The sequence below is a fragment of the Lysinibacillus sp. NPDC097868 genome, from assembly GCF_044761135.1.
Taxonomy (GTDB): domain Bacteria; phylum Bacillota; class Bacilli; order Bacillales_A; family Planococcaceae; genus Lysinibacillus.
On the sequence record NZ_JBIWBS010000003.1, the window covers coordinates 274,922 to 299,814 of the forward strand.

At 35.3% G+C, this 24,893-nt stretch carries 32 protein-coding genes and 1 other RNA gene; 12 read left to right on the forward strand and 21 right to left on the reverse strand.

All coding sequences use genetic code 11. The features are described 5' to 3' along the window. Positions 1-231 precede the first annotated feature (231 nt). The 6 genes from ACIQXJ_RS18100 to ACIQXJ_RS18125 all read right to left on the reverse strand — a co-directional run bounded on the left by ACIQXJ_RS18100 (position 232) and on the right by ACIQXJ_RS18125 (position 6,617). Positions 232-2,277 (reverse strand): TRAP transporter permease, encoded by a 2,046-nt coding sequence (locus ACIQXJ_RS18100; RefSeq protein ID WP_403055901.1) that lies wholly within the window; start codon positions 2,275-2,277, stop codon positions 232-234. Next, complete coding sequence (locus tag ACIQXJ_RS18105; protein ID WP_403055898.1) at positions 2,274-2,789, reverse strand: DUF1850 domain-containing protein; 516 nt, start codon at positions 2,787-2,789, stop codon at positions 2,274-2,276. The genes ACIQXJ_RS18100 and ACIQXJ_RS18105 overlap by 4 nt, the downstream gene beginning before the upstream one ends. Positions 2,790-2,975: 186 nt before the next feature. Further along, the gene (locus ACIQXJ_RS18110; protein WP_403055895.1) at positions 2,976-3,974 is read right to left on the reverse strand and encodes a TAXI family TRAP transporter solute-binding subunit; all 999 of its coding nucleotides are present in this window, start codon (positions 3,972-3,974) and stop codon (positions 2,976-2,978) included. Positions 3,975-4,301: 327 nt separating this feature from the next. Next, on the reverse strand, positions 4,302-4,856 hold the full coding sequence (locus ACIQXJ_RS18115) for a superoxide dismutase family protein (RefSeq protein ID WP_403055892.1): 555 nt from the start codon (positions 4,854-4,856) through the stop codon (positions 4,302-4,304). A 303-nt stretch (positions 4,857-5,159) separates the two neighbouring features. After that, positions 5,160-5,702 carry a superoxide dismutase family protein gene (locus tag ACIQXJ_RS18120; protein WP_403055889.1) on the reverse strand — a complete coding sequence of 181 codons (543 nt, stop codon included), beginning with the start codon at positions 5,700-5,702 and terminating at the stop codon, positions 5,160-5,162. Between the two features lie 126 nt (positions 5,703-5,828). Further along, positions 5,829-6,617 carry a 3D domain-containing protein gene (locus ACIQXJ_RS18125; RefSeq protein ID WP_403055887.1) on the reverse strand — a complete coding sequence of 263 codons (789 nt, stop codon included), beginning with the start codon at positions 6,615-6,617 and terminating at the stop codon, positions 5,829-5,831. Between the two features lie 533 nt (positions 6,618-7,150). On the opposite strand from ACIQXJ_RS18125, the gene ACIQXJ_RS18130 reads away from it, so the two are divergent. Beyond that, the gene (locus tag ACIQXJ_RS18130; protein ID WP_403055884.1) at positions 7,151-8,278 is read left to right on the forward strand and encodes a response regulator; all 1,128 of its coding nucleotides are present in this window, start codon (positions 7,151-7,153) and stop codon (positions 8,276-8,278) included. 59 nt (positions 8,279-8,337) lie between these two features. On the opposite strand, the gene ACIQXJ_RS18135 is transcribed toward ACIQXJ_RS18130, so the two are convergent. Beyond that, the gene (locus ACIQXJ_RS18135; protein WP_403055881.1) at positions 8,338-9,363 is read right to left on the reverse strand and encodes a GGDEF domain-containing protein; all 1,026 of its coding nucleotides are present in this window, start codon (positions 9,361-9,363) and stop codon (positions 8,338-8,340) included. A 286-nt stretch (positions 9,364-9,649) separates the two neighbouring features. Between ACIQXJ_RS18135 and ACIQXJ_RS18140 the strand changes: the two genes are divergently transcribed. After that, a complete protein-coding gene (locus ACIQXJ_RS18140; protein ID WP_403055879.1) occupies positions 9,650-12,670 on the forward strand; it encodes a hybrid sensor histidine kinase/response regulator in 3,021 nt (1,006 codons plus the stop codon). 222 nt (positions 12,671-12,892) lie between these two features. Here the strand turns inward: ACIQXJ_RS18140 and ACIQXJ_RS18145 are convergent, their stop codons facing one another. Further along, on the reverse strand, positions 12,893-13,333 hold the full coding sequence (locus ACIQXJ_RS18145; RefSeq protein ID WP_403055876.1) for a hypothetical protein: 441 nt from the start codon (positions 13,331-13,333) through the stop codon (positions 12,893-12,895). Between the two features lie 171 nt (positions 13,334-13,504). Between ACIQXJ_RS18145 and ACIQXJ_RS18150 the strand changes: the two genes are divergently transcribed. Both ACIQXJ_RS18150 and ACIQXJ_RS18155 read left to right on the forward strand, forming a co-directional pair. After that, complete coding sequence (locus ACIQXJ_RS18150; protein WP_403055873.1) at positions 13,505-14,146, forward strand: YfbR-like 5'-deoxynucleotidase; 642 nt, start codon at positions 13,505-13,507, stop codon at positions 14,144-14,146. A gap of 95 nt (positions 14,147-14,241) precedes the next feature. Continuing rightward, positions 14,242-14,748, forward strand: coding sequence for a zf-HC2 domain-containing protein (locus ACIQXJ_RS18155; protein WP_403055870.1), 507 nt, complete (start codon positions 14,242-14,244; stop codon positions 14,746-14,748). Between the two features lie 48 nt (positions 14,749-14,796). On the opposite strand, the gene ACIQXJ_RS18160 is transcribed toward ACIQXJ_RS18155, so the two are convergent. Beyond that, entirely contained in the window at positions 14,797-15,135 is a 339-nt protein-coding gene (locus tag ACIQXJ_RS18160) for a zinc ribbon domain-containing protein YjdM (RefSeq protein WP_403055867.1), read from the reverse strand. 243 nt (positions 15,136-15,378) lie between these two features. On the opposite strand from ACIQXJ_RS18160, the gene ssrS reads away from it, so the two are divergent. The 3 genes from ssrS to ACIQXJ_RS18175 all read left to right on the forward strand — a co-directional run bounded on the left by ssrS (position 15,379) and on the right by ACIQXJ_RS18175 (position 16,915). After that, positions 15,379-15,571: non-coding RNA, 6S RNA (ssrS, locus tag ACIQXJ_RS18165), on the forward strand. A 283-nt stretch (positions 15,572-15,854) separates the two neighbouring features. Further along, positions 15,855-16,589 (forward strand): zeta toxin family protein, encoded by a 735-nt coding sequence (locus tag ACIQXJ_RS18170; RefSeq protein WP_403055864.1) that lies wholly within the window; start codon positions 15,855-15,857, stop codon positions 16,587-16,589. 146 nt (positions 16,590-16,735) lie between these two features. Next, a complete protein-coding gene (locus ACIQXJ_RS18175) occupies positions 16,736-16,915 on the forward strand; it encodes a hypothetical protein (protein WP_340821182.1) in 180 nt (59 codons plus the stop codon). A gap of 204 nt (positions 16,916-17,119) precedes the next feature. Here the strand turns inward: ACIQXJ_RS18175 and ACIQXJ_RS18180 are convergent, their stop codons facing one another. Then, on the reverse strand, positions 17,120-17,518 hold the full coding sequence (locus tag ACIQXJ_RS18180) for a hypothetical protein (protein WP_403055861.1): 399 nt from the start codon (positions 17,516-17,518) through the stop codon (positions 17,120-17,122). Positions 17,519-17,599: 81 nt separating this feature from the next. After that, complete coding sequence (locus tag ACIQXJ_RS18185; RefSeq protein ID WP_403055858.1) at positions 17,600-18,490, reverse strand: helix-turn-helix domain-containing protein; 891 nt, start codon at positions 18,488-18,490, stop codon at positions 17,600-17,602. A 171-nt stretch (positions 18,491-18,661) separates the two neighbouring features. Between ACIQXJ_RS18185 and ACIQXJ_RS18190 the strand changes: the two genes are divergently transcribed. The 5 genes from ACIQXJ_RS18190 (at position 18,662) to ACIQXJ_RS18210 (ending at position 20,450) form a co-directional block, all read left to right on the forward strand. Next, a complete protein-coding gene (locus tag ACIQXJ_RS18190) occupies positions 18,662-18,865 on the forward strand; it encodes a helix-turn-helix domain-containing protein (protein ID WP_340821185.1) in 204 nt (67 codons plus the stop codon). A 29-nt stretch (positions 18,866-18,894) separates the two neighbouring features. After that, positions 18,895-19,095 carry a hypothetical protein gene (locus ACIQXJ_RS18195; RefSeq protein WP_340821186.1) on the forward strand — a complete coding sequence of 67 codons (201 nt, stop codon included), beginning with the start codon at positions 18,895-18,897 and terminating at the stop codon, positions 19,093-19,095. Between the two features lie 80 nt (positions 19,096-19,175). Beyond that, complete coding sequence (locus tag ACIQXJ_RS18200) at positions 19,176-19,697, forward strand: SHOCT domain-containing protein (RefSeq protein ID WP_403055855.1); 522 nt, start codon at positions 19,176-19,178, stop codon at positions 19,695-19,697. A 123-nt stretch (positions 19,698-19,820) separates the two neighbouring features. Next, positions 19,821-19,967 (forward strand): hypothetical protein, encoded by a 147-nt coding sequence (locus ACIQXJ_RS18205; RefSeq protein ID WP_403055852.1) that lies wholly within the window; start codon positions 19,821-19,823, stop codon positions 19,965-19,967. A gap of 234 nt (positions 19,968-20,201) precedes the next feature. After that, positions 20,202-20,450, forward strand: a complete 249-nt coding sequence (locus ACIQXJ_RS18210) for a helix-turn-helix domain-containing protein (protein WP_403055850.1) — start codon at positions 20,202-20,204, stop codon at positions 20,448-20,450. 18 nt (positions 20,451-20,468) lie between these two features. On the opposite strand, the gene ACIQXJ_RS18215 is transcribed toward ACIQXJ_RS18210, so the two are convergent. The 10 genes from ACIQXJ_RS18215 to ACIQXJ_RS18260 form a co-directional block, all read right to left on the reverse strand. Then, positions 20,469-20,774 carry a YhjD family protein gene (locus tag ACIQXJ_RS18215; protein ID WP_403055847.1) on the reverse strand — a complete coding sequence of 102 codons (306 nt, stop codon included), beginning with the start codon at positions 20,772-20,774 and terminating at the stop codon, positions 20,469-20,471. Between the two features lie 47 nt (positions 20,775-20,821). Then, positions 20,822-21,046: a transcriptional regulator gene (locus tag ACIQXJ_RS18220; RefSeq protein ID WP_403055845.1), complete on the reverse strand. Its 225-nt coding sequence runs from the start codon at positions 21,044-21,046 to the stop codon at positions 20,822-20,824. Between the two features lie 126 nt (positions 21,047-21,172). Beyond that, positions 21,173-21,916 (reverse strand): N-acetylmuramoyl-L-alanine amidase, encoded by a 744-nt coding sequence (locus ACIQXJ_RS18225; protein WP_403055842.1) that lies wholly within the window; start codon positions 21,914-21,916, stop codon positions 21,173-21,175. After that, positions 21,916-22,176 (reverse strand): phage holin, encoded by a 261-nt coding sequence (locus tag ACIQXJ_RS18230; RefSeq protein WP_403055839.1) that lies wholly within the window; start codon positions 22,174-22,176, stop codon positions 21,916-21,918. Before ACIQXJ_RS18230 ends, ACIQXJ_RS18225 begins: the two co-directional genes overlap by 1 nt. Continuing rightward, positions 22,166-22,453, reverse strand: a complete 288-nt coding sequence (locus tag ACIQXJ_RS18235; protein ID WP_403055836.1) for a hypothetical protein — start codon at positions 22,451-22,453, stop codon at positions 22,166-22,168. The genes ACIQXJ_RS18230 and ACIQXJ_RS18235 overlap by 11 nt, the downstream gene beginning before the upstream one ends. Positions 22,454-22,519: 66 nt before the next feature. Further along, positions 22,520-22,678, reverse strand: coding sequence for a hypothetical protein (locus ACIQXJ_RS18240; protein WP_403055833.1), 159 nt, complete (start codon positions 22,676-22,678; stop codon positions 22,520-22,522). A gap of 11 nt (positions 22,679-22,689) precedes the next feature. Further along, on the reverse strand, positions 22,690-22,962 hold the full coding sequence (locus ACIQXJ_RS18245) for a hypothetical protein (RefSeq protein WP_403055830.1): 273 nt from the start codon (positions 22,960-22,962) through the stop codon (positions 22,690-22,692). A 4-nt stretch (positions 22,963-22,966) separates the two neighbouring features. After that, positions 22,967-23,728, reverse strand: coding sequence for a hypothetical protein (locus ACIQXJ_RS18250; protein ID WP_403055827.1), 762 nt, complete (start codon positions 23,726-23,728; stop codon positions 22,967-22,969). Continuing rightward, positions 23,728-24,072, reverse strand: a complete 345-nt coding sequence (locus tag ACIQXJ_RS18255; RefSeq protein ID WP_403055824.1) for a hypothetical protein — start codon at positions 24,070-24,072, stop codon at positions 23,728-23,730. The genes ACIQXJ_RS18250 and ACIQXJ_RS18255 overlap by 1 nt, the downstream gene beginning before the upstream one ends. After that, positions 24,072-24,887 (reverse strand): putative phage tail protein, encoded by an 816-nt coding sequence (locus ACIQXJ_RS18260; RefSeq protein WP_403055821.1) that lies wholly within the window; start codon positions 24,885-24,887, stop codon positions 24,072-24,074. Before ACIQXJ_RS18260 ends, ACIQXJ_RS18255 begins: the two co-directional genes overlap by 1 nt. Positions 24,888-24,893: the final 6 nt, after the last annotated feature.

Sequence of the window (24,893 nt, forward strand, 5' to 3'; positions counted from 1 at the left end):
TCATTTTTATTTCATAGCGGAAAAATGCCATTAATCCAACACTTTTTCGCCACGTCTTGATGTCCGCTATGGCGCAGGCTTTCCGCGGGCACATCGTAAGCCACAACGGGTCGCTGTCGCGCCGCCTGTTGTGGCTTTCGTCTTGTGCTGTTCCCGCAGGAGTCACTCGCCTTCGCTACCATGGACTTTTGCTTTTATTTTATAATACTGGTCGAAATTTTATTATTTTAATTAAGCAGTCACACTTTTATTATGACTGTTGTCATTATCAGCACCATTTCCACCATATTTGTGCTGTGTTAAAATTTGAATCACTACAAGTACAATAAAAATTCCAAGACCTGCCCAATCTGAAAACTTTTCAGGATAGATAAGCAATAGACCAGCTATGATAGCAAATAAACGCTCAATCCATAAAACTTTACGGTACCAGAACCCTATTACACCTGCACCGATTGCAACCATTCCCGTAACAGCGGTAAATACTACCCATAAAATTTGCGGTATCGTCGTATCAATCATTAATAAAGCAGGTGAGAAAACAATCATATATGGAATAATAAATGCTGCAATAGCAAGCTTTGCAGAGTTAACGCCAGTCTTTATTGGATCTCCACCTGAAATACCAGAAGCAGCAAATGCGGCGAGTGCTACAGGTGGTGTAATATCGGCAATGATACCAAAGTAGAATACAAAGAAATGTGCCGATAATAAAATAACAACAGGCACTAAGTCTTGTGGTGTATTTGGTGATAATAATGCCACAATTGCAGGTGCTGCTATCGTTGACGTAATAACGTAGTTTGCAGTTGTTGGGGCACCCATTCCTAAAATTAGTGATGCAATCATAACGAAAACAAGCGTTAAAATAATGCTTCCTCCAGCTAATGCTACTAAACTATTAGCTAAACTTAAGCCTAGTCCTGTTTTGACAACTACTCCGACAATAATACCTGCACAAGCTGTTGCTGCTACAACACCTAATGCCGTACGAGCGCCCTCCACTAAAGCATCAACAATATCTTTTGGCTTTAAACGAGTATCTTTGTTGAACATTGTTACAGCAATTGAAATAACAATTCCGTAAAGTGCTGCATGCATAACAGGTGTTCCAGTTAACATCAAGACAATAATAGCAATAATAGGTAGTAACAAATATATCTTCTTGAATACTTCTTTACGATTAGGCATTTGATCATCACGTAAGCCTCTTAAGCCGACCCGTTTTGCTTCAAAATGCGTCATAATCCAAATGCCTGTAAAATAAAGCAACGCAGGAATTGCGGCTGCTTTTGCAATATCCCAATATGTAATGCCGCGTCCTATAAATTCTACCATTAGAAACGCCGCGGCACCCATAATCGGAGGCATTAACTGACCACCAGTAGAAGCAGCTGCTTCTACTGCGCCAGCAAATTCTTTACGATATCCAAGCTTTTTCATCATCGGGATTGTGTACGAACCTGATGTTACAACATTGGCTACAGAACTTCCTGAAATCATCCCTTGTAGAGCACTTGAGAAAACAGCTACTTTTGCTGGACCACCAATTAATTTTCCAGCGAAAGCTACGGCTAAATCATTAAAATACTGCCCAACCCCTGTTTTTACTAGGAATGCACCAAATAATAAGAACACAAAAATAAACGTAGCCGATACACTAATCGGTGTTCCTAAAATACCATCTGTTGTGAAATACATAAGATTAACAATGCTTTCAAAATCTTGCCCTCTATGCGCCATAAAGGCAGGGAAATAAGGACCAAAATAAGCATAAATTAAGAAACATGTTGCGATAATCATAATAGGCAAACCTACCGCTCGACGAGCAGCCTCAAGCACGAGAACAACAGCAATTAAACCTACTAAAAAGTCCAACTGTGTGATAGTACCATTACGATTAACAAGCTCCGTATAATTCAATGCCCAATACGAACCTACAACTACAGATAATAACGATAAAATATAATCAAACCATGCAATTTTATGCTTTGGCGCTTTTCTTCGAGCTGGGAATAATAAGAAAATAAGTGCTAACCCAAACCCTAAGTGGACAGTCCTTTGAATCGGTGCTGTAAATTGCCCGAAAATAGCAGTATATAATTGAAACAATGAAAATGCTAATAATCCAAAGAAAATTACATGCTTCATGATTCCTGAAATCGTACGCACATTTGATTCAATATCGTACTTTTCAAGTATTGCTTGTTGCTCTTCTGCCGATATTTGTTCAAATTCTTCTTTTACTTCATTGTTGCGTTCCTTCAGTTTTGTCATTTTAACCTAACTCCTTTCCATCTTTCATAAAGAGATATTCGCTTCACCTCAAATAAATAGGATTTACCCCTTTGTAAATCTTTTTTTAAATCATATTCATCATTTTTGTAAACAAACACAAGATCTAAGTCTAAATCCCCAATAAAAATTGTGAAATTATCAATGACTTCCTTGTCAAATTGTAGAAAATATTTACCATCTCGTTGTGTTAATGTTTGATTTTCTTCCGCGTAACCCGGCATGCCAATCGCTAAGTCTTCATACTCCATTCCTAACATTTGAATACGCTTCTCCTCTACGCATCGATAATATTCAAGCACATCAGATTTATGGATTGAATGTGTGTACCTTATACGGAAAGCATCATCAGCAGCGAATGGTATATAATGCACTTTCGGATTGTCTATACGTGTTTCTGTAAATGCGAATACCTTTTGAAGAGGAAGAAAAATAATTATGCCAAAACATATACAACATACGGCTATAACAAAAACGATTTTCCTCTTTCGCATCACATCTGTTCCCCCACTTTAAAAACTATCCGCTTTTTCACTTTACCTAAACGAAACAAAAAGGGCACGAAGCTTTACGCAATCCGAGCCCCTTTGTCTGTTTAGGAAAATGGTTATTCAATTTCTAAAATATTCACATCACATAGTCCAACTAGAAATTCCTCATTAGCTTGGAACTTGCGTTTTTTATTTCTTTTCATCAAAGTATTTTTGTGCACCTGGGTGAATATCAATGCTAATACCATCTAAAGCTGTTTCCTTTTTAATAAATGCACCTTTTGCATGTGAAATCTTATTCGTGTTGTCATAAATAGCTTTCGTCATTTCGTAAACAACATCGTCTGAAAGATCTTTATTTACTGCTAACATTGCAAGTACAGAAACTGTCTCTGTATCATTGGCAATACCGTAAGTACCAGCTTTTACTGTGTCTTTTGCATAGTAAGGGTATTTGGCAATGAGCTCATCCGCTTTACCAGCATCTACACCAATAATATTTACTTTTGTTGTTGCATTTAACGCCTCTACAGCTCCTGTTGGTGTACCGGCAGTTATAAATGCAGCATCAATTTGTCCTGATTGAAGACCATCAGTAGACTCACCAAAATCAAGATTTTGTGCTTTAATGTCATCCATTGTTAAACCATGAATTTCAAGTAATTGTTCAGCATTCGCATAAGTACCAGAACCAGGAGCACCTACAGAAACTTTTTTACCTTTTAAGTCAGCATATGTTTTAATACCTGAAGCTTCAGTTGTTACTAATTGCACAGTCTCTGGGTAAAGTGCACCTAAAGCGGCAATCGTATCAATTTTTTTACCATCAAACATTAATTTTCCTTCAGTTGCATAGTAAGCAATATCCGTTTGTACAAACGCAATCTCACCTTTACCCTCTTGCAAGGCAGTCATGTTAGCTGCAGATGCTTGAGAAACTTCAGCAGTTGTTTTAATGCCTGTTTCTGTTGTTATTAAATCAGCAAATGTACCACCTAATGCATAGTAAGTACCTTGCGTTCCACCTGTTAATAAACTTAAAAATTTTGGCTTTTCAGAGCTAGCTGCATCACCATTCGTATTTTCCTTATCATTCGAGCCAGTACCACTATCAGTTCCACAGGCAGCTAAAATTAATAACGCAATGGCACTTAATAGCATTAATAGTTTAAATTTCTTTTTCTTCATATTAATCTTCCCCCTTCGGAAATATTATAAGAATCTATTTAAAATTATCAAATTAAGTATAATTATGTCAATCTATTTATAGTAAATTCAGATAATTATATTTATACTTTTCGTCCCATTCTTCAATAATCACTATTTTCAAACAACTTCTTATTTACCCTTTATTTTTCTCTAATAAACTATTAAATTATATTTTATCAGAAAATACAATTAATTTAAAATGTATACATTCTGTATAAAAGTAACATTACACCCCTTTCCAATGGTCATTATTACAAAGAAAAGACTGTATCTATATTTCCCATAGATACAGTCTTTCTAGCTCTCTTATTCAATAACGCCACATGCAATTCTTGCACCAGAATTACCAGAAGGATCTGTTTTATAGTCGTCCGCCGATTCATGAATAACTAACGCTGTACCCTCTCCATCAAGTAAGGAATTTTCTACATTTTTTTGTAAAGAGACACCTTCAGCTACGAAATTTAAATCTACAGTACCATCTTCCCCAATTTCTAAATTTGGTAAGTCACCTAAGTGATAGCCCTTTGGATTTAATGTACCATGCTCTTTATTTGTCGGATTAAAGTGAGGACCCGCTGATTCAAACGTTGGTGGTTCACACTTTCCTACAGAATGAATATGAATACCATGTGTTCCTGCTGGTATGCCACTTAAAGCTAATGTCACTTTGACCCCATTGTCCTCTTCTTCAAAATAGGCATTTCCATAGCTTTCGTTGTTAGAACCAATTACTTTTGCAGTTGCCGTTAAAGATGATTTTGTAGCGTTTACCGCTACTTTATCCTCTTTTTTATCAAAGAAGCTGCATCCTCCGACAAATACGGTCAAAGAAATAATTAATATAGATATTTTTTTCATGTTATTACCTCCTCTATTTCTGATGGTACCCATCTCACCCACTACTTATGCAATATGTATTGGTGATTTCTCATCACTTATCAAAAGGTAATATAATAACTTCTGCATCTAAATGGCTTTGTATTAAGTAATGCTACTCCGATGATTACTGTTCAAGTCGCTCCCTTTATAGCAGGCATTGCTCTAAAAACAAAGCACGTGCTAGCGAGGGTTGCTACTGACAGAGTGATTTTCGGAAATCAACGGCAGCTGTTATTTTCAATGAAAAAGGACTATATCTATATAAGATATAGTCCTTCTCTATTATGATTGAATTACGCCACAAGCAATTCTTCCACCAGATTCACCAGTAGGATCAGTCATGTAGTCGTCCGCTGATTCATGAATAACGATCGCAGTGCCCTCTCCATCTAGTAAAGAATACTCTGCATCTTTTTTTAAAGTGACACCTTCTGCCATAACAGTCATTTTAGCCGTGCCATCCTCAGCTATTTCTAAATTCGGCAAGTCTCCAAGGTGGTGTCCGTTCGGATTATCCTTCCCATGCTCTTTAAAAGTTGGGTTGAAGTGGCCACCGGCTGTTCCAAAATCTGGACCTTCACATTTTCCAGTTTCATGTATATGCATGCCATGTAATCCTTTTGCCTCTGCAGGAAAACCACTTAAATTTAATGTCACCTTAACACCATTATCCTGCTCTTCAAAATAGGCATCTCCATAGCTTTCATTATTAGAGCCTATTACTTTTGCTTTTGCTGTTAAAGGGGCGTTAGCTTCCTCCTTATTACTAGCACATCCAACCAAAAATACACCTAAAGAAATAATCAATAAAGTTGTCAGTTTCATTAAATTACCTCCTTTTTTTATAGTTTATCACCTGTCTAAATACTTGTGCAACTAATAACTAGGCATTTATCCTCATAGCAAAAATAGGGATTTCTCAGAAAAAACACTGAGAAATCCCTATTTTAATTAATTTAAAATTTTCACTGTAACTGTTCTTACACCCCAATTACGGGCTTGTCCGTCTGAGGGAATAAAAACATCAATTTTATTACCTTTTATTGCACCGCCAGTATCAGCAGCAATCGCTTCACCATAACCTTCAACCCATACCTTTGTTCCAAGTGGAATAACTCGTGGGTCAACAGCAATTACTTTTAAATTTGGATTAGAGCGTATATCAGTACCGTTCGCTGTAATACCTGAGCAACCTGTACAATAAGCCGTATAAGCTGTAGCACGCATAGTATATGTTTGGCCATCTTGGTTAGATGGCGCACTCGCAGCTGTTGTTACCGGTTTTGGTGTAGTTTTCTTCACAGTACTCGAAGAACTCGAAGTACTTGCTACACTCTTTTCTGTTTTAGGTTTTGCTGCTGATGCCTTAACAGCTAAAGTGTCTCCAACTAAAATTAGATCAGTTGAAAGGTTATTCCATTCTTGTAAATCTTCAACTTTCACATTATAAACTTTTGCAAGGCTGAATAATGTGTCTCCAGCCTCAATATGATGCGTCTCGTCGGCCGTATCCTCTTTTAGAATCCTTTCGATACTCAAGGTTTGTTCTGGATCAACCCATATGGAATCAATTTCATCTAATTCCTTCAAATCGGCTAAACTCAGATTAAAAATATTGGGTAATCCCCACAGTGTCTCGCCAATCTGACCAGTATATGCTGCCTTAGCGGAAGTGGTACTCCCGAACATCCCCATGCCAAGAGTCAATGCTACAGCTAATGCTATCGCTTTTTTCTTCATAATAAGTAATACCTCCAGTTGTTTAATTTTTCTGCATTCTGTTGCTAGCACACTAGAGAATTAGGCTCTTAAATATGCACGCAATATTGTAGAATGTTTCTAAATTTCACAGGACATCGGACCTGATATTACAAATTATTACTATTTAAACAAGATTTTATACAAATCCAATCATTTTTTTAGCAAATTAAACATTTAAATGGAAAATATAGCTCGTATTACTACTAACCATTTGCATATTTTATATAATGGAAATACAGCTTATTTAACCGATAATAAAGTAAAGGGGATATCTAATAGATTCAATCTTATAAAGTAGAAATTGCTTATGGGGTAGTACAGCTAGTACTAAACGGAGAATAGGAAGTTGGTCAATTATGTTGCTAAACATACTTATAGTTTTTAATATCTCTATAATTGTAAAATAAATATTAATTAACCTAATAATAACAAATCAAATATTGTTAGTAATATCTACAGTGCAACATAGTGAGGTTGTATATGTATACTAATCTGAAAGTTGGTGTCCTTCTTTGATTCGGGTAATTATAGCAGACGATGAGCCGTTAGCTCTTTTAAACATGGAAAAAAAGTTAGAAGAATTTGATTCAGTAGAAGTTGTTAAAGCATATTCAACGATTCACGACTTGTTGGATGAGGCACCGACATTAGATTTTCATGTTGCCTTTTTAGATGTGGAAATGCCAGGTATGAACGGTTTGGAGATTGCTCAAATATTAAAAAAATGGAAAAAGGATGTCCGTATTGTATTTGTGACCGCGTATCGAGATTATGCTGTTCAGGCTTTTGAGATTAATTCTCTGGACTATTTATTAAAGCCCATTTCTAAATCTCGCCTTGAGACTACTATTAATAGAATACAGGAACTCTTCCAAATAGAAACAACAGTCTCAAAACAAGTACAACAGATTGAGCCTTCCCTTAGCATCCATTGCTTAGGTGGATTCACCGTCTTCCACAACAAGAACATCGTACATTGGAGAACTGTTAAAACAAAAGAGTTATTTGCCTTTCTCTTATCTAATCTCAACAGTCATATACCACGTGATACAATCATTGACGCCTTATGGGCTGAAACAGAATACAAAAAAGCTAGAGTACAACTGCATACAACGGTTTCTTATTTACGCACAACGCTTTCATCTTTAGGCTATTTCAACGTATTGCAATATGCAAATGGGTGTTATATTTTACAATTAGAAAATTTCCATTGTGATGTTCTGGAATTGGAGCAACTGTTAAAAAACAAAGAAGCGTTTGGGGAACTTGATATAGAAAAAGCAGAATTATTTATTCAAAATTATCACGGAGAGTACATGGCGACACTAGATTACTCTTGGATTCATAGTAAAGCAAATTTTATTCATAACCAACTGACACTTTTACTTAGTTATTTAGTCGAGCATTATACAACAAAACATAATGCAAAAAAAAGAGAGCAAACTTTATTATTGATGATCGATTATAATCCTTATGCTGATAATACTATCCAACAGCTTATTCAACACTATATTGAAGAAGATAATCGGGCAAATGCAGTAAGAGTATACAATACCTTTAAGAAAAACCTGTATGCAGACCTTGGTATTCTACCCAATCCAGAGACAATTGCGTTATATGATACTATAGCGCAAGAATAAAAATGATGTAGCTGCCTCCAAACAATCGTTTTTCAGAGTCAGCTACATTTCTTTTGAGTTCATTGATTAACAACATTCGATAAATCTTCAACTATACGTATACAATTTCTTCCTGATTGTTTTGCTTCATATAATGCTTGGTCAGCAATAGCAATTAACTGATTTGGGCTGCTAAAAGTGGAAGCAAAAACTGTTACTCCTGCAGATAAAGTAACCGGGCGTCCGCTAGGATTTTCTGCTAACGCTTGTTTAATCCGTAAATCTTCTGCTAAATTGACAGCATCTTCGATTGCAGTATTCGGTAAAATAACCATAAACTCCTCTCCTCCATATCTAAAACAGCTCCCCTGCTGATGCACACTTTCCTTCATTTTGCTTGCAAATGCTTTTAAAACTTCATCGCCCACTGTATGACCATATGTATCGTTCACATTTTTAAAATCATCTAAATCAATTAATATTATGGCATGTGGCACTTTTTCTGTAATCAATTTGTTTAATACATGATCCATACTTCGACGATTTGGAATCCCAGTTAATGAATCTAATTTCAACTGGTCTGTCAATTCATCAATTGTATTTTGTGAGTCTGCTATTGATTTTAACATGACATTTTTCAGGTTACTCGCCTCTACATACCAGTCATCAACTGATTGTAAAGAGCTGATTTTATTACCATTCCGTCCGCTTTTAGAAATTTCATGTAGAGGTCGGGTAATTTTCAAAGTTAGCCACAATACCAATATGAAAACGATTACAAACATTAATATTAAAGGCAATAATACTTTTTTTAAGAACATACTTATAGAGTTAACTTCTTCCTTTTGCACCTGATTTACGGCTTGTTTAAACTTGTCTTTTGTTAAAGCTTCTGTTTCAGCATTTTGTAATCTCTCTTGTACATATTTTTCAGCTATATCCGAAACTTCTGCTATATACTCTTCCTGCATGGCAAGTTTAGATTGTACGAGCATTTCGTTAAAGCCTTGATAACTAATCCAAATACTGATACTAGATGTAACGAGTACAACAATAATCATCATACTAATAATGACAAACGATAAATTTAACTTGAGTTTCTCCACAATAGATCATTTCTCCCATTGAGATGATATTTTGCAAAAGCTATATACGATTTCAATATTAAAAGTTTTTATTTATCATCATACGTCATACCTCTTAAAAAATACTTAACAACTAATAGTTTTAACCTGTTTCCGAAGAAGTTAATTACTCAAAAAGAACTAAAAAACTTCTTTTTAGTTACATAAAGTTTTCTTTTATAGAAAAGTACGTTTTCTTTTTGTTAATTCCATGGCATGGTAAAACAATACAATAAATTATTTTGCTTACAGGAGGCTCTATGTAGCGTTGAAAAAAACCATCGTACGCCATTTACTAATTATCGCTTTGATTTTTATCGTCCTTACTATCTTCCGCATACTTTGGCTAGTATATTTTATGCCTTCTAATGACCAACCAACTGCACAAGCTGGTATTTTAGATATGCGCAACTACTCTTTATCAGAAAATGAAGTTTTTCAAATGAATGGGGAATGGATTTATTATCCTGACGTATTGTTAGATACGACTAACACCCCTCATCTAGAACAAACTATTAGAACTATTCCTATGCAAGAGACAGCAGTAGAGACACAACACTATGGCACTTATCGTTTAAAAATTTTGTTAAATGCTTATGAAGGTTCAGATTACCGATATGCAATTCAAGTTCCAGAAATCTCAACAGCCTCAGCATTGTATATTAACGGCAAACTTGTAGGACAGTCAGGCGAAGTATCAACAAATGCTAGTAAGCATAAAGGGCAGGCCGCTCCTTACACTGTATATTTTACAGAAGAGCAGCCCGAAATTGATGTCATTTTACAAGTATCCAATTTTGATACGCCATCGAATGTACTTATAACGAAACGAATTTCATTTAGTTCAGCATCAGCTATGACGCACTATCAACTCATTACGGAATTATCACTCGTAGCGATTTCAATGTTACTTATTTTATTTGCATTGTTTAGCATTCTTGTCTTTCTCTTTATTTATCGCAAAAAAATAGTATTGCTGTTTACAGTAGGCTTTCTTTTACCTTTGGCTGATGAACTCATTACAAACAACCGTTCAATTCTGGATTGGTTTCACTTAGATTATGTATGGTCAATGAAGCTATCAAATATTATTTATCTCGGTGCTTCATTTTTCTTTGTGCAATTTATTCGCATCTTGTTAGTTAAATATCAACAAGCAAAATATTTTCAATTGTTCTCAATGTTATATACCATAGGAGCACTTCTCATTGTGCTATTGCCTAATCAATGGCTATACACAGCAAACCTAGTGTTTTTTATGCTCTATATTGTTTCCTTTTTATATGTCTTAACACTTGCCTTGAAGGAGTACATAGGTAATCAGGAAAGTTCAGCTTTTATCGCGTTTACAGCCATTGGCACAACAAACGGTATTATCTGGGGCCTTATAAAACTGTATTTTGTATTAACTATTCCGTTCTATCCGTTCGACTATTTAATGATTGCACTTGGCTTTTCAGGTTATTGGTTTAAACGTTTTTATGAAAACCAACAACAAATTAATCTATTAGTTGCTCAATTGCAAAGAGACGGGGAATTAAAGGATGAATTTCTATTAAGCAATGCACAGAAATTATGGGATCCTATGAATAAAATGATTACCCTAGGGCAAACAATCTATGATAATCCAAACAATAGTTTCGTCACAGAGGATAAGCAGAATTTAAAATATTTAATTGATATTGGACGAAGCATGTCGTTTACGCTAAATGATATATTGGATTATACACGCTTAAAAGATGGGAATTTACATCTCCATAAGAAAAATGTGCGTATTCAAGGAATTGTTTCAGGTATTTTTGATATGCTACGTTTTATCTCAGCTGGAAAACAAATTCAAATGACTTCTGCCATTGCACGGGACTTCCCTCGTGTACTAGCGGATGAAAAACGACTAATTCAAATACTTTTCAATCTCCTACACAGCGCTATTAAATATACGAACGCTGACTTAATAGAAATTAGCGCAACAATTGAAAAAAATATGGCCGTTATTCATATTAAAGATACAGGCTCTGGAATAGAAAAAAAGGATATGATACTTCAGGATTATCTATTTTCTTCTGATCCAGGGAAGGAAGATAATGATAGAATGCATCTAAGTTTACTGGTTTCTAAGCAACTAATTGATTTACATGGAGGGTCATTACTAATCTATTCTAGTCCGAATAAAGGCTTTGATTTATTTTTCACCATACCAATTGCCGATGAGACGGAAAATGAGGAACAGATGAATGATGAACAACAAGAGAAGATACTTTTATCAGCAAGTACTACAAACTTAGATGCCACACCTTCTGAAAAACAGTTTAAAATTTTAATGGTTGATGATGATCCTGTTAATTTAACAATGATGCGAAGTTTATTTTCCGCTATAGAATATGACATTACAACAATCACAAGTAGCGAAAAGGTAATGGAATTGTTGCCTACGAAAAGGTGGGATTTAGTTATTATTGATGCTATGCTACCTTATATTTCTGGGTATGCTTTAATCGAAAATATTCGCGAGCATTATTCCTTACTCGAGCTACCAATATTATTGTTAACTGCTAGAAGTAATCCCGAAGATGTTTATACTGGATTTGCTCACGGTGCAAATGATTATGTAACAAAACCTATTAATGCGCTGGAACTAAAAGTACGGTGTCTGGCTTTAATCGATTTAAAATACAGCATTAATCAGCAACTACATTTGGAAACCGCTTGGCTTCAGGCACAAATACAGCCTCATTTTTTATATAATACGCTTAATACAATTGCCTCACTTAGTACAATTGATCCAAATCGAATGATTGACTTAATGCACCATTTTGGTAAGTATCTACATGCGAGTTTTGATGTGAGGAATTTACAAAGAGTTGTACCACTTGGTGATGAACTAGAACTCGTCCGTTCGTACCTATATATCGAACAGGAACGTTTTGGGGAGCTATTACAAATTGAATGGGATATCGATGAACAAATTCAAATTGAGATACCCCCTATTTCATTGCAAACTTTAGTAGAAAATGCTTTACGCCATGGCGTATTGAAACAAAAGAACGGCGGGACTGTTTGTATTCGAATCAAAGAGTATTCAGATTATGTAGCCGTAAGTGTTATTGATGACGGTATTGGTATAGAAGCCAGTACATTAGCACAATTGCTTTCCGATACTAATACAACAAGTAGAGGCATTGGCTTACGCAATACTGACCTACGCCTTAAAAGAATTTATGGGCAAAGGTTGCAAATTAAAAGTACACCGAATGAAGGCACAACAATCACCTTCAACATCCCAAAATAGTGACAGGCACTCACACAATTTATGTTTAATCAAAGAAAAATCCACGGAGTCTCCTGCGGGAATAGCACAAAACGTAAGACGCTATAGGCGGCGCAACAGCGACGATTGCGGCTTACGGTGTCCCCGCGGAAAGCGCAGTGGATTTTTACGATTTCAGAAGCGAAGTGACAGGCACTCACACAATTTTTACGATTTAACAGGCTGTTATTTTGTATGCATCGATTACCATATTACGGGCTTAGCTACCATTAGCCATAGCATAATGAGCAGTAATACAATATACATCCATGCCTTTCGATGTAACAGTGAGGAAAATTTTTGCTGATTGTATGCTGGCGTATTAAATGTTCTAATCGTCGGTTTAAACGCTCGCGCCAAAAAGACGATGGAACCTGCCATAACAAGAAATGTTAAAAGTACCCAAGATGTTGTCCATGGATATCCTCCACGCCACATTAATAAAATGCCCGAGGCAACTAGAACATGTCCAGCATGTTTAACAATCGTAATCGCACCCTGAAATACTTGGATATACGGTGGCATTTCCTCATGCGCAGCTGTACGCATTTTCTTTACTATTGCTAAAACTACGAACAATGGCCCAATCGAAAGGATAGCACTTAAAATATGTATATATAGAAGAAGTGTATAAATCGATATCATAATGCATACTCTCCCTTTAATAAGTCTTACTAATTATAGCATTCCTCATTATGTTCTCTCATTCTAAATGTGAATCCTTTGTAAACGTAGCGTGAATCATTGTAAAATTGTTTGAAATCTACACAATGAGGGTATTGATTATAGTAACATGCACTTATAGAACAAAAAGGAGTGATTCTTATAGGAATTCATCAATTTTTTACAAGTCTTAATGATCTAGAACGTATTATTCGTTGCCCTGGCCGCTTCAAATTCGAAGAGCATAATGTAGCTGCCCATTCTTGGAAAGTTTCACAATATGCCATGTTTTTTGCTACACTTGAAGAAATGAATGGCGCTACAGTAAACTGGAAGTCGTTATATGAAAAAACCATCAATCATGATTTCGCTGAAGTATTTATCGGTGATATAAAAACTCCTGTTAAGCATGCTAGTCCTGAGCTTAAACAAATGCTCGCACATGTGGAAGAAAAAATGATGGAAAAATTCATTATTAATGAAATCCCAAAAGATTTCCAGGACATCTTTTTCGAGCGTATGAAAGAAGGCAAAGATGCAACACTAGAAGGACGTTTGCTTGAATTCGCAGATAAACTAGATCAATTTTATGAAGCATTTGCAGAATTAAAGCGCGGTAATACTGATATGGAATTCGTCTATATGTACCAAACAGCGCTGTCGAAGCTTTTAGCTATTCCCCTTCCAGCAACAGTCCAATATTTCCGTACTGAAATATTGAAAGATGCTGTTAAGGAGAAAACACATATTGATATTCAAACGCTAACGAATGAAGTATTAAACACAAACAAATAACGTGCATGTACAAGTTTTCCGATGAATTGATCGACGGAAGGCTTTTTTTATTTCCTAAAAAAAGTCGTATAATAGGAGTGATGGGAGGGAAAATTTTGTCACATGAATGTTCAATAGTAGAAGATCTACTACCTTTATATAAAACTAAAGGTCTACAAGCAGATACAACTGAATTTGTTGAACAGCATTTAGCTACATGTAAATACTGTCAGCAATTGGCCGCAACGAAGCTTTCATCTAATCAAAACTTATCAATGAAAAGTACATTAACATTTTTCCACCTCGTTTTTATCGTGCTATCTTTTATGTTTGCACTCAACTCATCCTTACTTGGTGATCATAAAAGCTTTGTCGCGTTATACGCCCTTTTTGGCTGTCTTACTTATCTATTCTATAAAAACATTTGGATAGTCTTCGCAATAAGCTCTATACCTGTTTTTGTATGGGCAATCATTAATAATTTTAGCAATCCACTCTATATTCAGGGCCTCTCCTTTATGGATATAAGTGCACTTATCATTGGCGCTAGCTATATAGCTCTATTACATACGATTTTCGCCTTGCTTGGCTCTGCCTTTGCTATTATTTTACGAAGGTTTTAAATGAAAAAGCATCTCTCGTATGAAAGATGCTCCTTATCATTCCAGCTATTAGGCTTTTTTCACGAACTCTGATTTTAGTTTCATTGCACCGAAGCCGTCAATTTTACAATCAATATTGTGGTCACCTTCAACAAGGCGAATACTTTTAACCTTTGTGCCAATTTTTAAAGTCGAAGAGCTTCCCTTTACTTTTAAGTCTTTAATAACTGTTACTGCATCACCATCTGCTAACAAGTTACCATTTGCATCTTTTACGATAAGTGCATCTGACTCCTGCTCTGTTGCACTATTGCTCCATTCATGCGCACATTCTGGACATACAAAGTTTGCGCCATCCTCATATGTGTATTCAGAATTACATTTCGGACAATTTGGATATGTTGCCATTTCCGCTTCCTCCCTTTAATTTTCGTTAGGTAAATGATTACGCTCCTATCTTTACACACTTACTATAATTTCGCAAAGGTTGTTCGCATTTTTTGTTCGTATTTGTGAAAAATATATGAAGCTATTCCATATAATCCAAGCGTTTTATATGTATAAATTCCATGTTTTATAGCATGTGCCCATTGACTTTTTTTCATAAACCATCTTGCTTGCAAGTTTGTTTATCATGCCGTATTATATCCTTAAAGGCTGCATTGTTCGTATAATATTAAGTTTTAACCTTTAAGCTGTAAAAGGGAGTTTTATTATTGGAGTTGGAATGACGGGCCTCACACCTAGGTGCATGAGGATAAGCAGGAAAACTTCTGCGAACACCCACTTTGAGGAGTGGTGGTTTAAAACTTTCTATAAGACATACGGCATACGCGGCTTTTACTTTAAATGTTGTTATATCAAGCTTTATATAGCATCTTAGCCAATTTGGTTAAGGTGCTTTTTTCATACCAAAATAACCGATGGGGTTAAATTGGGGTTAAACTTCTTTGTAAATGATGATAAATAATAATAAACCGTGTTTACGGATAAGTTCTAGTAATTATTTGCTAAATATTTTAGATGAATGTTTTTTCGCATTTTTGTTTCCTAACATTCCATGATTTACATGTTATAATCTATAAATAATAAATATTCGTACGAACATGGAGGTTAAAATATAAATTATGAATCTAATCACTACTGCAGCAATGTATCAAATAAATTCTGAATATGTTCAGGAGAGAAAAAATCGTCATAACTTAATAATTTGTAAGAAAACAGAAGATCGCATATCCAAATACCCTGCATCTGCTGTTTTAACAGCTGGAGGGTCTGGCGCTGGTAAATCCCATTTTATAGAAAAGCTATTCTTGAATTCATCAGATGAAGACTATGTTTTAATAGACTCTGATAATATAAAAGAAGAATTACCTGAATATGTAGAAGCTGTGAAAGAAAAGAATTTAGATGCTGCAGATATTGTTCACAAGGAAAGTGGGCATATTGCTGATTCGCTTTTAGAATTTTGTGTCTCCAAAAACTATTCTTTTATATATGATGGTACAATGTCCAACTATGATAGATATGACAAATTAATTACTAAATTAAAGGATTCTCAATTTAATATTAGTGCCTTATACGTTGATATAGATGTTAATATTGCTTTAAGAAGAGCAATAACACGTGCGCTGAAGACTGGACGTGCTGTACCAGAGGATGTAATAAAACTAACCAATGTAGACTCAGCCAAAACTTTTCACAAGTTATTTCCACGGTTTGACGAAGCAATCATGTTCAATAATTCTAAAGAGTTTCATGCAAATAAGGACATTATTCCCTTCGCAATAAAAGAGCATAGAGCATTAAAGCCTGTTAGTTTCGACGAATATAAATTGTTTATCCAAAAAGTAAATTCTTAGTTTACCTCCATTTTTTGTTAAAACTTTATCAAAAGACACCTTTTTTACAAAAAAGTTGTCTTTTTTTTAATTTAATTCAAAAAAGGATGTCTTTTTTTTGATTTAATGGGTATATTAATATTAACTATAATTTAGGGGGAGATAATATGGTCAATGTATTCGGTAATATGGTTAAGAAACTTAAAGATGAACAATTCATCAAAAGTGTTTCTGAGAGTATGCCTCCTGAACCTGAAATCACTCCTGAATTCATGGAGTCCTACAACCAATATCAAAAAAGAGCAGCTGAGCGTAAAAAAAAAGGTAAACAATTACAACTTATCTAATATAAACATTTTTAGTTCTACCTGCCAATAAAATACTTCTATAAAAACAAGAATGTTGATTTAACTGCATTCTTGTTTTTTTGTCAAATAGATAAATACCTCTTACTTCCAATCTGATTATTATTTTAGTACCCAGAATTCTCAAAGAGATGATTTAACAAACAACAAAAGACCACCCATAGGTAGTCATTTTACAAATATTGATTAACGATTGGGATTTCGATCAATAAATTCCTCAATTTCATCAGCTAGTCTATATACAAGATCGAAATAATCCCTCTCTGTCATAACGCCTTTTTTTCTCCATATTTGCATTTCTTCATAATGGAAATTATAAAAATATCCTTCCACCTCTTTTCTTTCAATACCTTTTTTCTTGGCCATTTCAGATATAGAAAGACCTTCATTCCAATTGTGATTATATTCCTCCATGCTCATCCCTAAGAAATTACATATTGCCTCATAATCGTATTTAACATGATATATTACCGTTCCTTCATTTTTTTCTTCTTTTTCTTGTTTATTTTCTTCTGCATGAATTAATGTTGAAAAGGATAAAACTAAGGTTAATAAAAGAAAAAAACTTTTAAAAATGAATTTCATTATAGAACCTCCAATCTTTATTAAATTTAATGTGTGAGGATTTAGTAATAACTATGTGAACACCTACTTTCCACTTTCTCTCTACCTTACCAACCAATTATTTATATTCGGTTTGCTATTTATTTGTGTACGAACATCACGTTCATTTAGCCAGTTATAAAAAGGTACTGGACGTTCTCTGTTAGCAGTTTCTTCTAAAGTAGATGATCTACTCGACTTGCTTTTTAAACGTTCAATAGCCTTATTGTATGCTCCTACAAATACAGCTCTTAATGTACTAGTAATAGTCAATGTACCGTTGGCAATATCACGGATTATGTTAGCTAAAACATCTTTAACGTTCACAAAATCACGTATATCGTTAATTTCTGTTGCTAATATGCAATTATGCAGTTGGTCTTTTAATTCATCATGTAATGGCAATGAATGCATGAAATCGAATAGCATCACTTGATACTCGTTCATATATTCTTTTTTCTTTTCAGCTTGCAAAGCCAATTCATTTTCAAGACTCATAATATTAATTGCTTGTTTAGAACTTAAAAGATTAAAAGAGTTTAAAGATAGGTTTTCAGATTGTTGCGCATCAATCTTACTCTCACAAGGCTTTTCATCATTTACACGCTCAGACATTGACGGTGAGACATTGTAAGGCCTAATGATATAAATACTTGCTCCTTGTCCACCTTTGCTTTTTACTGTTGTTTCTTTCTTAATGATTTCCAAGGATTCCAGTTTTGTAATTGCTCGATAAACTGTCTTTGTGCTGATCTCCAATGCTGCAGCAATTGTAGCAGCTTTCAAATGACAAGCTCCTGGATGCTCCAAAGCATGACTAGCAAGTTTGAAAACGATGGCACGTTCTGATTCAGTCAAATCATAATAATGTGCTGCCATGTGTTCTTCTACAGCTGTGTCCATATCTGCTATTGAATCAAATGTTTTGTAAGTTGCTAAGTATTCAAATGCCATCGTTTTCGCCTCACTTTCATTATTTTTATAACTAATTAATGATAATATATACCACTAAAATTATATTGTAAAGTATTTTATAATTTTTTAGTGATATTTTATTTATTTTTAATTATCATTTGGTGTATTATAGTTATAAGAAGAAAAACGAAAGATGGTGTTTATATGGGAATGGCGAAAAAAATCAAAATACTTATGGTTGAAAAGGATTTAACGATTTCCGAACTTGCTGAAAAAATGGGTACCTCTCAACCTAACCTTTCTAACAAACTAAAACGTGACAATTTCAACGAAAATGAATTAACTCACATTGCACAAGTGTTGGAAGTGAAATATGAGGCTAATTTTGTATTAGAAGATGGTCGAAAGATTTAAAACTGATAACTAATTGTGGGGTGTTAAAAATGGAAGTTAAAGATTTAATAAGAAAAATAGCCGCTAAGCAGAATAAGGCTATTAAAGAAGCTATTCAATATCGATTAAATGAAGGCTATTCTTTAGATGATTTAGAAATCAAATATGATACTGCTACCACAAAAAAGAAAAATGTTATTAATTCTACACTAAAAATTGAAGTCAGAGTGATAGATAAAGCAGATAACTAAAGGGTTATCTGCTTTTTTATATGTACTATTGGAAGGATTTTCTATAGAATGTAATTACAATTATCTAAGGAGGGCATGATATGGATACAATCGCGGAAACTATAAAATTTGCAGGCTTTGGAAAGAAAAAAGCAATGGCTAAACAGATTCAAATGTTTGATGATAGACTAACCGACCAAGGTGAAACACTTCTAGCTGTATGTGCATCTGTAAAAGGTACGAAACAGCTTTATGTAACTGATAATCGTATCATTCTACATGAAATCAAAGGCATTGTTTCCAATGATGAAAGAAGCATTCCTTTAGCCTCTATTAGTAGTATCAACATTTCTAATAAGCTTGTTTACTCTACCATTGAAATAGTATCTACTGGTAATAAGGCTATCATTGATGATGTACCAGCCCATATTGCACTTGAAATTAAAGCAGGCATCGAGAACCTAAAAACGTTGTCTAAAACAGCATCTATTCCTGTAGCTAAAGAGGAAAAAGATATGTTTAATGTTGCCGATGAAATTCGAGAATTAAAGGATTTATTAGATGATGGAATACTAACACAAGAAGAATTTGACGCGAAGAAAAAGCAATTATTAGGAATCTAGTCACTCAAAATGAGTGGCTTTTTTTATAAAAAGATTTAACAAAAGAGTAAATAAATTAATTAAATCTGTTGACGTTAGTAAATAGATATAGTATAATAAAAGTATAGAAAGGAGGTGAACAAAATGGATTATGATAAGGTTCTTGCTTACTTAGTAGCTATCGCAACAATCGCAAACTTACTTACAAGTTCAGCGAAAAACATAAGCGATATGAAAAGTAAGAAAAAAGAAAAGCGACGCCCCTCTACCAAAGGAAAACGTCGCAAGTAACTCTTAGAAGGAGGTTAGCGCCTCCTTCCCTATAATCTTATCATATCCTAATAATTATGAAAAACATCGGATATATTGTTGCGTTGGTATTTGCCTTGTACATTTTAACGGACATGGTTAACTGGAAAGAACCAAAGTTTTTTGATTACTCAATGATAGTCATTTACTCAATATGCTTTATCTTGGTTATTATTAATATCATTGTATTTTTTAAAAAGAAAAGAGGTTAGTGGATTGACTGAATACAAAGCAGCGAATAAAGAAGAATTTATTAAATTGGTACAATCAGAAATATTAAATACCTCAGAGGTTATAGAGGAATTGCAAATATCTCGCCAGGCATTAAATTCACTTGTAAAGCGCGGTAAGTTAGTTCCTGTAAAGGAATTAAGTCGCGATCGATTATTCTTAAAAGAAGACATTGAAAGTCGAAAAGATACAGCTAAAGGACTTCAATCAAAGTATAGACCATATGATGAATAGACGATAAAGACCAGGTACTCATGTGAGCGCCTGGTCTTTATTTTGGTGACTTAATAATAATTTTTCAACCTGTGTTTTCAAAGCCATATTTGCATAAGTTAAGACTAAATCCTCACCAGCTGTGGCAACAATTAAATCGCTAAAATATTCATTAGTCTTTTCCCACCGTATTACTCTTATTTTATCTTTTGCCAACAATCTTTTAGAGTTGTAACATTCTTGCGAAATGTCGTCTAAAAGCTTATCGAGTATTGGCAAATATACCTTACTCATTTTAAGACTTTCAATCACTTTATAATCACGCTGTAATGTCTGTACTGCCATATCATAAACTACGTATTTATGAAGTAGTCGCCTTTGTTCAAAACTTATCATACAACTGAACGCTCACTTTGAATGACTGGAACAACCGCCAATACACTATCAATCATAAATATACGTTTGGCTTTCCTTTTAAAACAATATGCTTCAAACGAATTACCAACAATTTTAATAATCTTGATACGCCTTTTTGACACTGTGCCGTCTTTGGCTAAGTACATCATATTTAAAAATTGGTTACGCTGCATTGCTTTTATCAGTTGTTCCCTCATCATTCTGCACCTCTCAATAAGAACATTCGTTTGTATAATTATAGAACGAACGTTTGCATTTTAACAAGTAATAATTTTTGGAAACAAAAAAAGACCAGGCTCACATTAAGTGAAACCTGGTCTTTGTCGTTATGCAGCTACAACATTTGCAACTTGTGCTAGTTTAGCTGTCTTTATTTTATTTACTCCTGCTTGTGCAGCATCCATTCCTGTAAATGTACCTGTTTTCACACGCCATGATGTGCCGTCTTGTTCAATGTAAGCAACCCAACCAAAACGGTGTTTTAATACATCTAAGACATTTTCAGCAGCCTGCAAAGTGCTGTAGGTGCCTGTCATTACACGGTATTTGTTTGTGTCAGTAATAATACCTGGTTGCTGTGCAGTTCCTTGACATGCTGAAACTTTTTCAAGAAACAGGCTCCAACTAATTTTCCCATCACGCACATTTCGAGGGCAATTTTTACCGCTAAAATAATTGTGTTGAACCACATTTGTAATTGGAATTCCTTCATCTTTCATAATCTTTGCAACTAACTCTGCTGTATTTTGTACAGCCTTTGCATAATTACCATCTGAATTAACACACATTTCAATATGGATACCTTGATTGTTACCATTAGCAGTTCCAGCAGCCCAACATTTCCAAGTATGCTCAAATGATTGCACAGCTTCTTTATCATCTACTGTCCATTGCCAACTTGCGGCTCTGCTATTCCCATTTGCTTGTAAGCGAGCGTGAGCATCAGCATCGGCACCCGAACGCATATTGTCTGTTTCGTGTACCACAATAAATTTTTTAGTGTTACCTTTACCGTTTGTAACTTTCGCTGCTTGCGAATCTGATACTAGCTTTTTACGTACTGTTACCATTACTGTACACCATCCTTTGGTTTATCGTAATTCATAGCCTGCGTGCTATCTGACGCCCCTTTTGTAGTTGGATCAATGATAATACCAAGCAAACCTAAAATACTTAGAATCGTTTCAGAAATAGCCGTAATTTGATCGTTGTAAATTGTAATATCGAAATAAAAAATGCCTGCGATCTGATTCGCAAGCACAAGTAGTAATGCAATTAGCGACACCCAAAATTGCTTATGTTGTAAACGTACTTTCCAATTAATCTTCATGACTGTTTCCCTCCACTTTATCAATTCGTTTATGCGCTTGTTTTGCTGATTCTTCAACACGTATTAATCGCTCGTTTTGTGATTCAATTTTTCGTGCCTGGTCTTTAAAATCAAGTTTAATATCATCGACACCGCGCGCTATGTAATCGACTTTAGATGTAATGCTGGCTTCCGATGCACCTTGATTTTTACTATCCCTTTTCATTGTTATAATTGCGCCAAGCACCCCTAATATAGTACCGATAGCGCCAAACAACAAGGACATTTCTATACTCATAGAACACCTGCTTTCGCTAAAATAAAAGCCCTCCACAAAGTGGAAGGCATAAAAATAACGCTAAGCCTATGCTTGCGTTTTCTGTGCGTCCATTATGCTAATTAGTTCCACATATTCTTCTTGTGAAATTTTCTTCATCATCAAAAATAAACTTAAATCCGACTCTAACGATTCGTAAATATAGTTACCTGAGTTAATAACAATTTTCGCTGCCTTGTAAATCATGTATATTCCTCCTATAATCCAATTTCTTTTTGTAGTAATAGCATTTCAGTATTTAATAACGTTTGTGCCTGCATTTCTTCTAACGTTGGTTGAGGTTCTACAGGAATAGGCTCTGGAATGTTAGGTGCTGTAAACTCGCCTGTTTTGCTATTGTAATCCCAACCTTCTTGTACTTCGTTCTTTTCTGTAATATCAACTAAAATAATATTTGGTGCAAACTCGGGTTTTTCGTCTGCTTCAAAAATCCAATGTGCTTTATCGTATAAGATTTGTGCGAATTTCATCTAATCACACCCACCATTCTATAATTAGTAAGCCATTTCCACCGTTGCCCCCAGTAGACAGTGCTCCCCCAGAACTATTTCCCACACCGCCTTTCCCTCCAATACCAACTGATATGATATATGACGTATTTGGTGTCACAGTAATTTCTTTTTTGATAATGAAATCACCAGCGCCTCCTCCATTAGCACCTGCTGCACCACCACCAGAGCAGTAAGCCCCGTCACCAGCTTTTATGTTTGTACCAGAACCACTACCGCTCCCATACCCACCAGAGAACCACCCACCATTACCGCCATTTGGGGGATGTGAGCTGTTAAAAGCATTGGAACCCCAACTTCCACCAGGGCCACCCGATGGTGTAGACAAAGGGTTGCCTCCCCCTCCGACAGCATAGCCTCCACTCCCTCCATTGAGTGTCAGCAAGTTACCAAAACTAGAGACACCGCCAGCACTCCCAGAGTTCCCACCTGCGTTACCAGCACCGCCGCCCCCGCCACCAGCACCACCGCCAGTAATATAAACTTCAGTAACGCCTGCTGGTACTGTGAAAGTGCCATTTGTTGTATAAACTTTTGACTTTAAAACTTTGCTTGCGTTTTTATTTGCTATTTGTGTGCTGACGTTAGCTACATCCTGCTTAACTTGATCCACACTTGTCTTTGTTGAGTCAGTAGTAGTTTTGATACTATCCACTACTGTTTTAATTGAATCAACAGCCGTTTTTATCAGTGCTTGTATTTCAAAACTCGGCAACTTATAAGGCATTATTCGACCACCTCCACATAATCCATAGTTGGGCAATTTGAAGTTGTATCCCAACCTAGAATTACTTGATATTTTTTATTTCCTTCAATGAATTGATTATGTTTGGCCATATCTCCCGAATGTGTATCAAGTTCTTGTTTCACTGCGCTTGATTCTTGTTTGACCTCATTAATGGCCCCTGCCAATGTTTTATCTACTGTCTCTAAATCAGGAATAGATGCTGTACCTTCCTTTAGTTCACTAACTGCAGCATCTAAGACATCCATATTTTCGTTAATGTCTGAGATTAAAATATTATCTGTTAATCCTGGCTTTTTCAGGCCAAAATTTGGTGTATGTTCCATTAGCTCACCTCATTCCATATTCGTATATCATCCCAAGTAATATTGGTTACACTTCCCCACGTTCTATTGCTTACAAATTCCCAAACGTTAAAGCTATAGGCATAGCCAAACTCTAAATGGGCGGGCACAATAATTTCTATCGCTTGCATGAGGCCATCCAAATTATTAGGAATACCCTTAGTACCAATAAATTTGATTTCATATACACCAGGTGTATTTGTTTTATTTATTTCTACTTCACCATTACTATAAGCAGCTGTTACAGCCTTTATTGTTTCTTTTGTTGTTTGGTCAAAGCTTGCTCGATTTCGTGAAGCTATTTGTTCTCTACGTTGGTCATAACGTAGTGTTCCATTTGATTTAATACCAAGATCTCGTTCGTAAATAGGTAGGGCTTCAATGGCCGTATCGATAAAAATGTTACGATCAACAATTTCAAGTTGTTGCTCTGTATTCCGTAGCTCCCTATCATCAGCTGTTAATATCGTTCTAAAGGTATTGGATTTACGCTCATACAAGGGCAAATACTTCATCATGTCTGATAGGTAATCTTTTGTTGAAACTACAATGCTTGTAATCATTTCAGCTCTTGTTTGCATGACGATAGGTGATTGTACTACCTTCACACCGTGTGAAAGCTGCTCAGTGATTACCTCATTATTTGCACCTGTTGAAGCAATTGAAACGCCTTGCGTCTGCAGCTCTGTATCGGTAATCATCAATGCAAGTCGAAAACATTCCCATTGGTGCGGTGTTAGCTCTCCCCAGGTAAAGACTGATACCTGGCCCCACTCAGATTGTTGTATTGCATGCACTTGTCC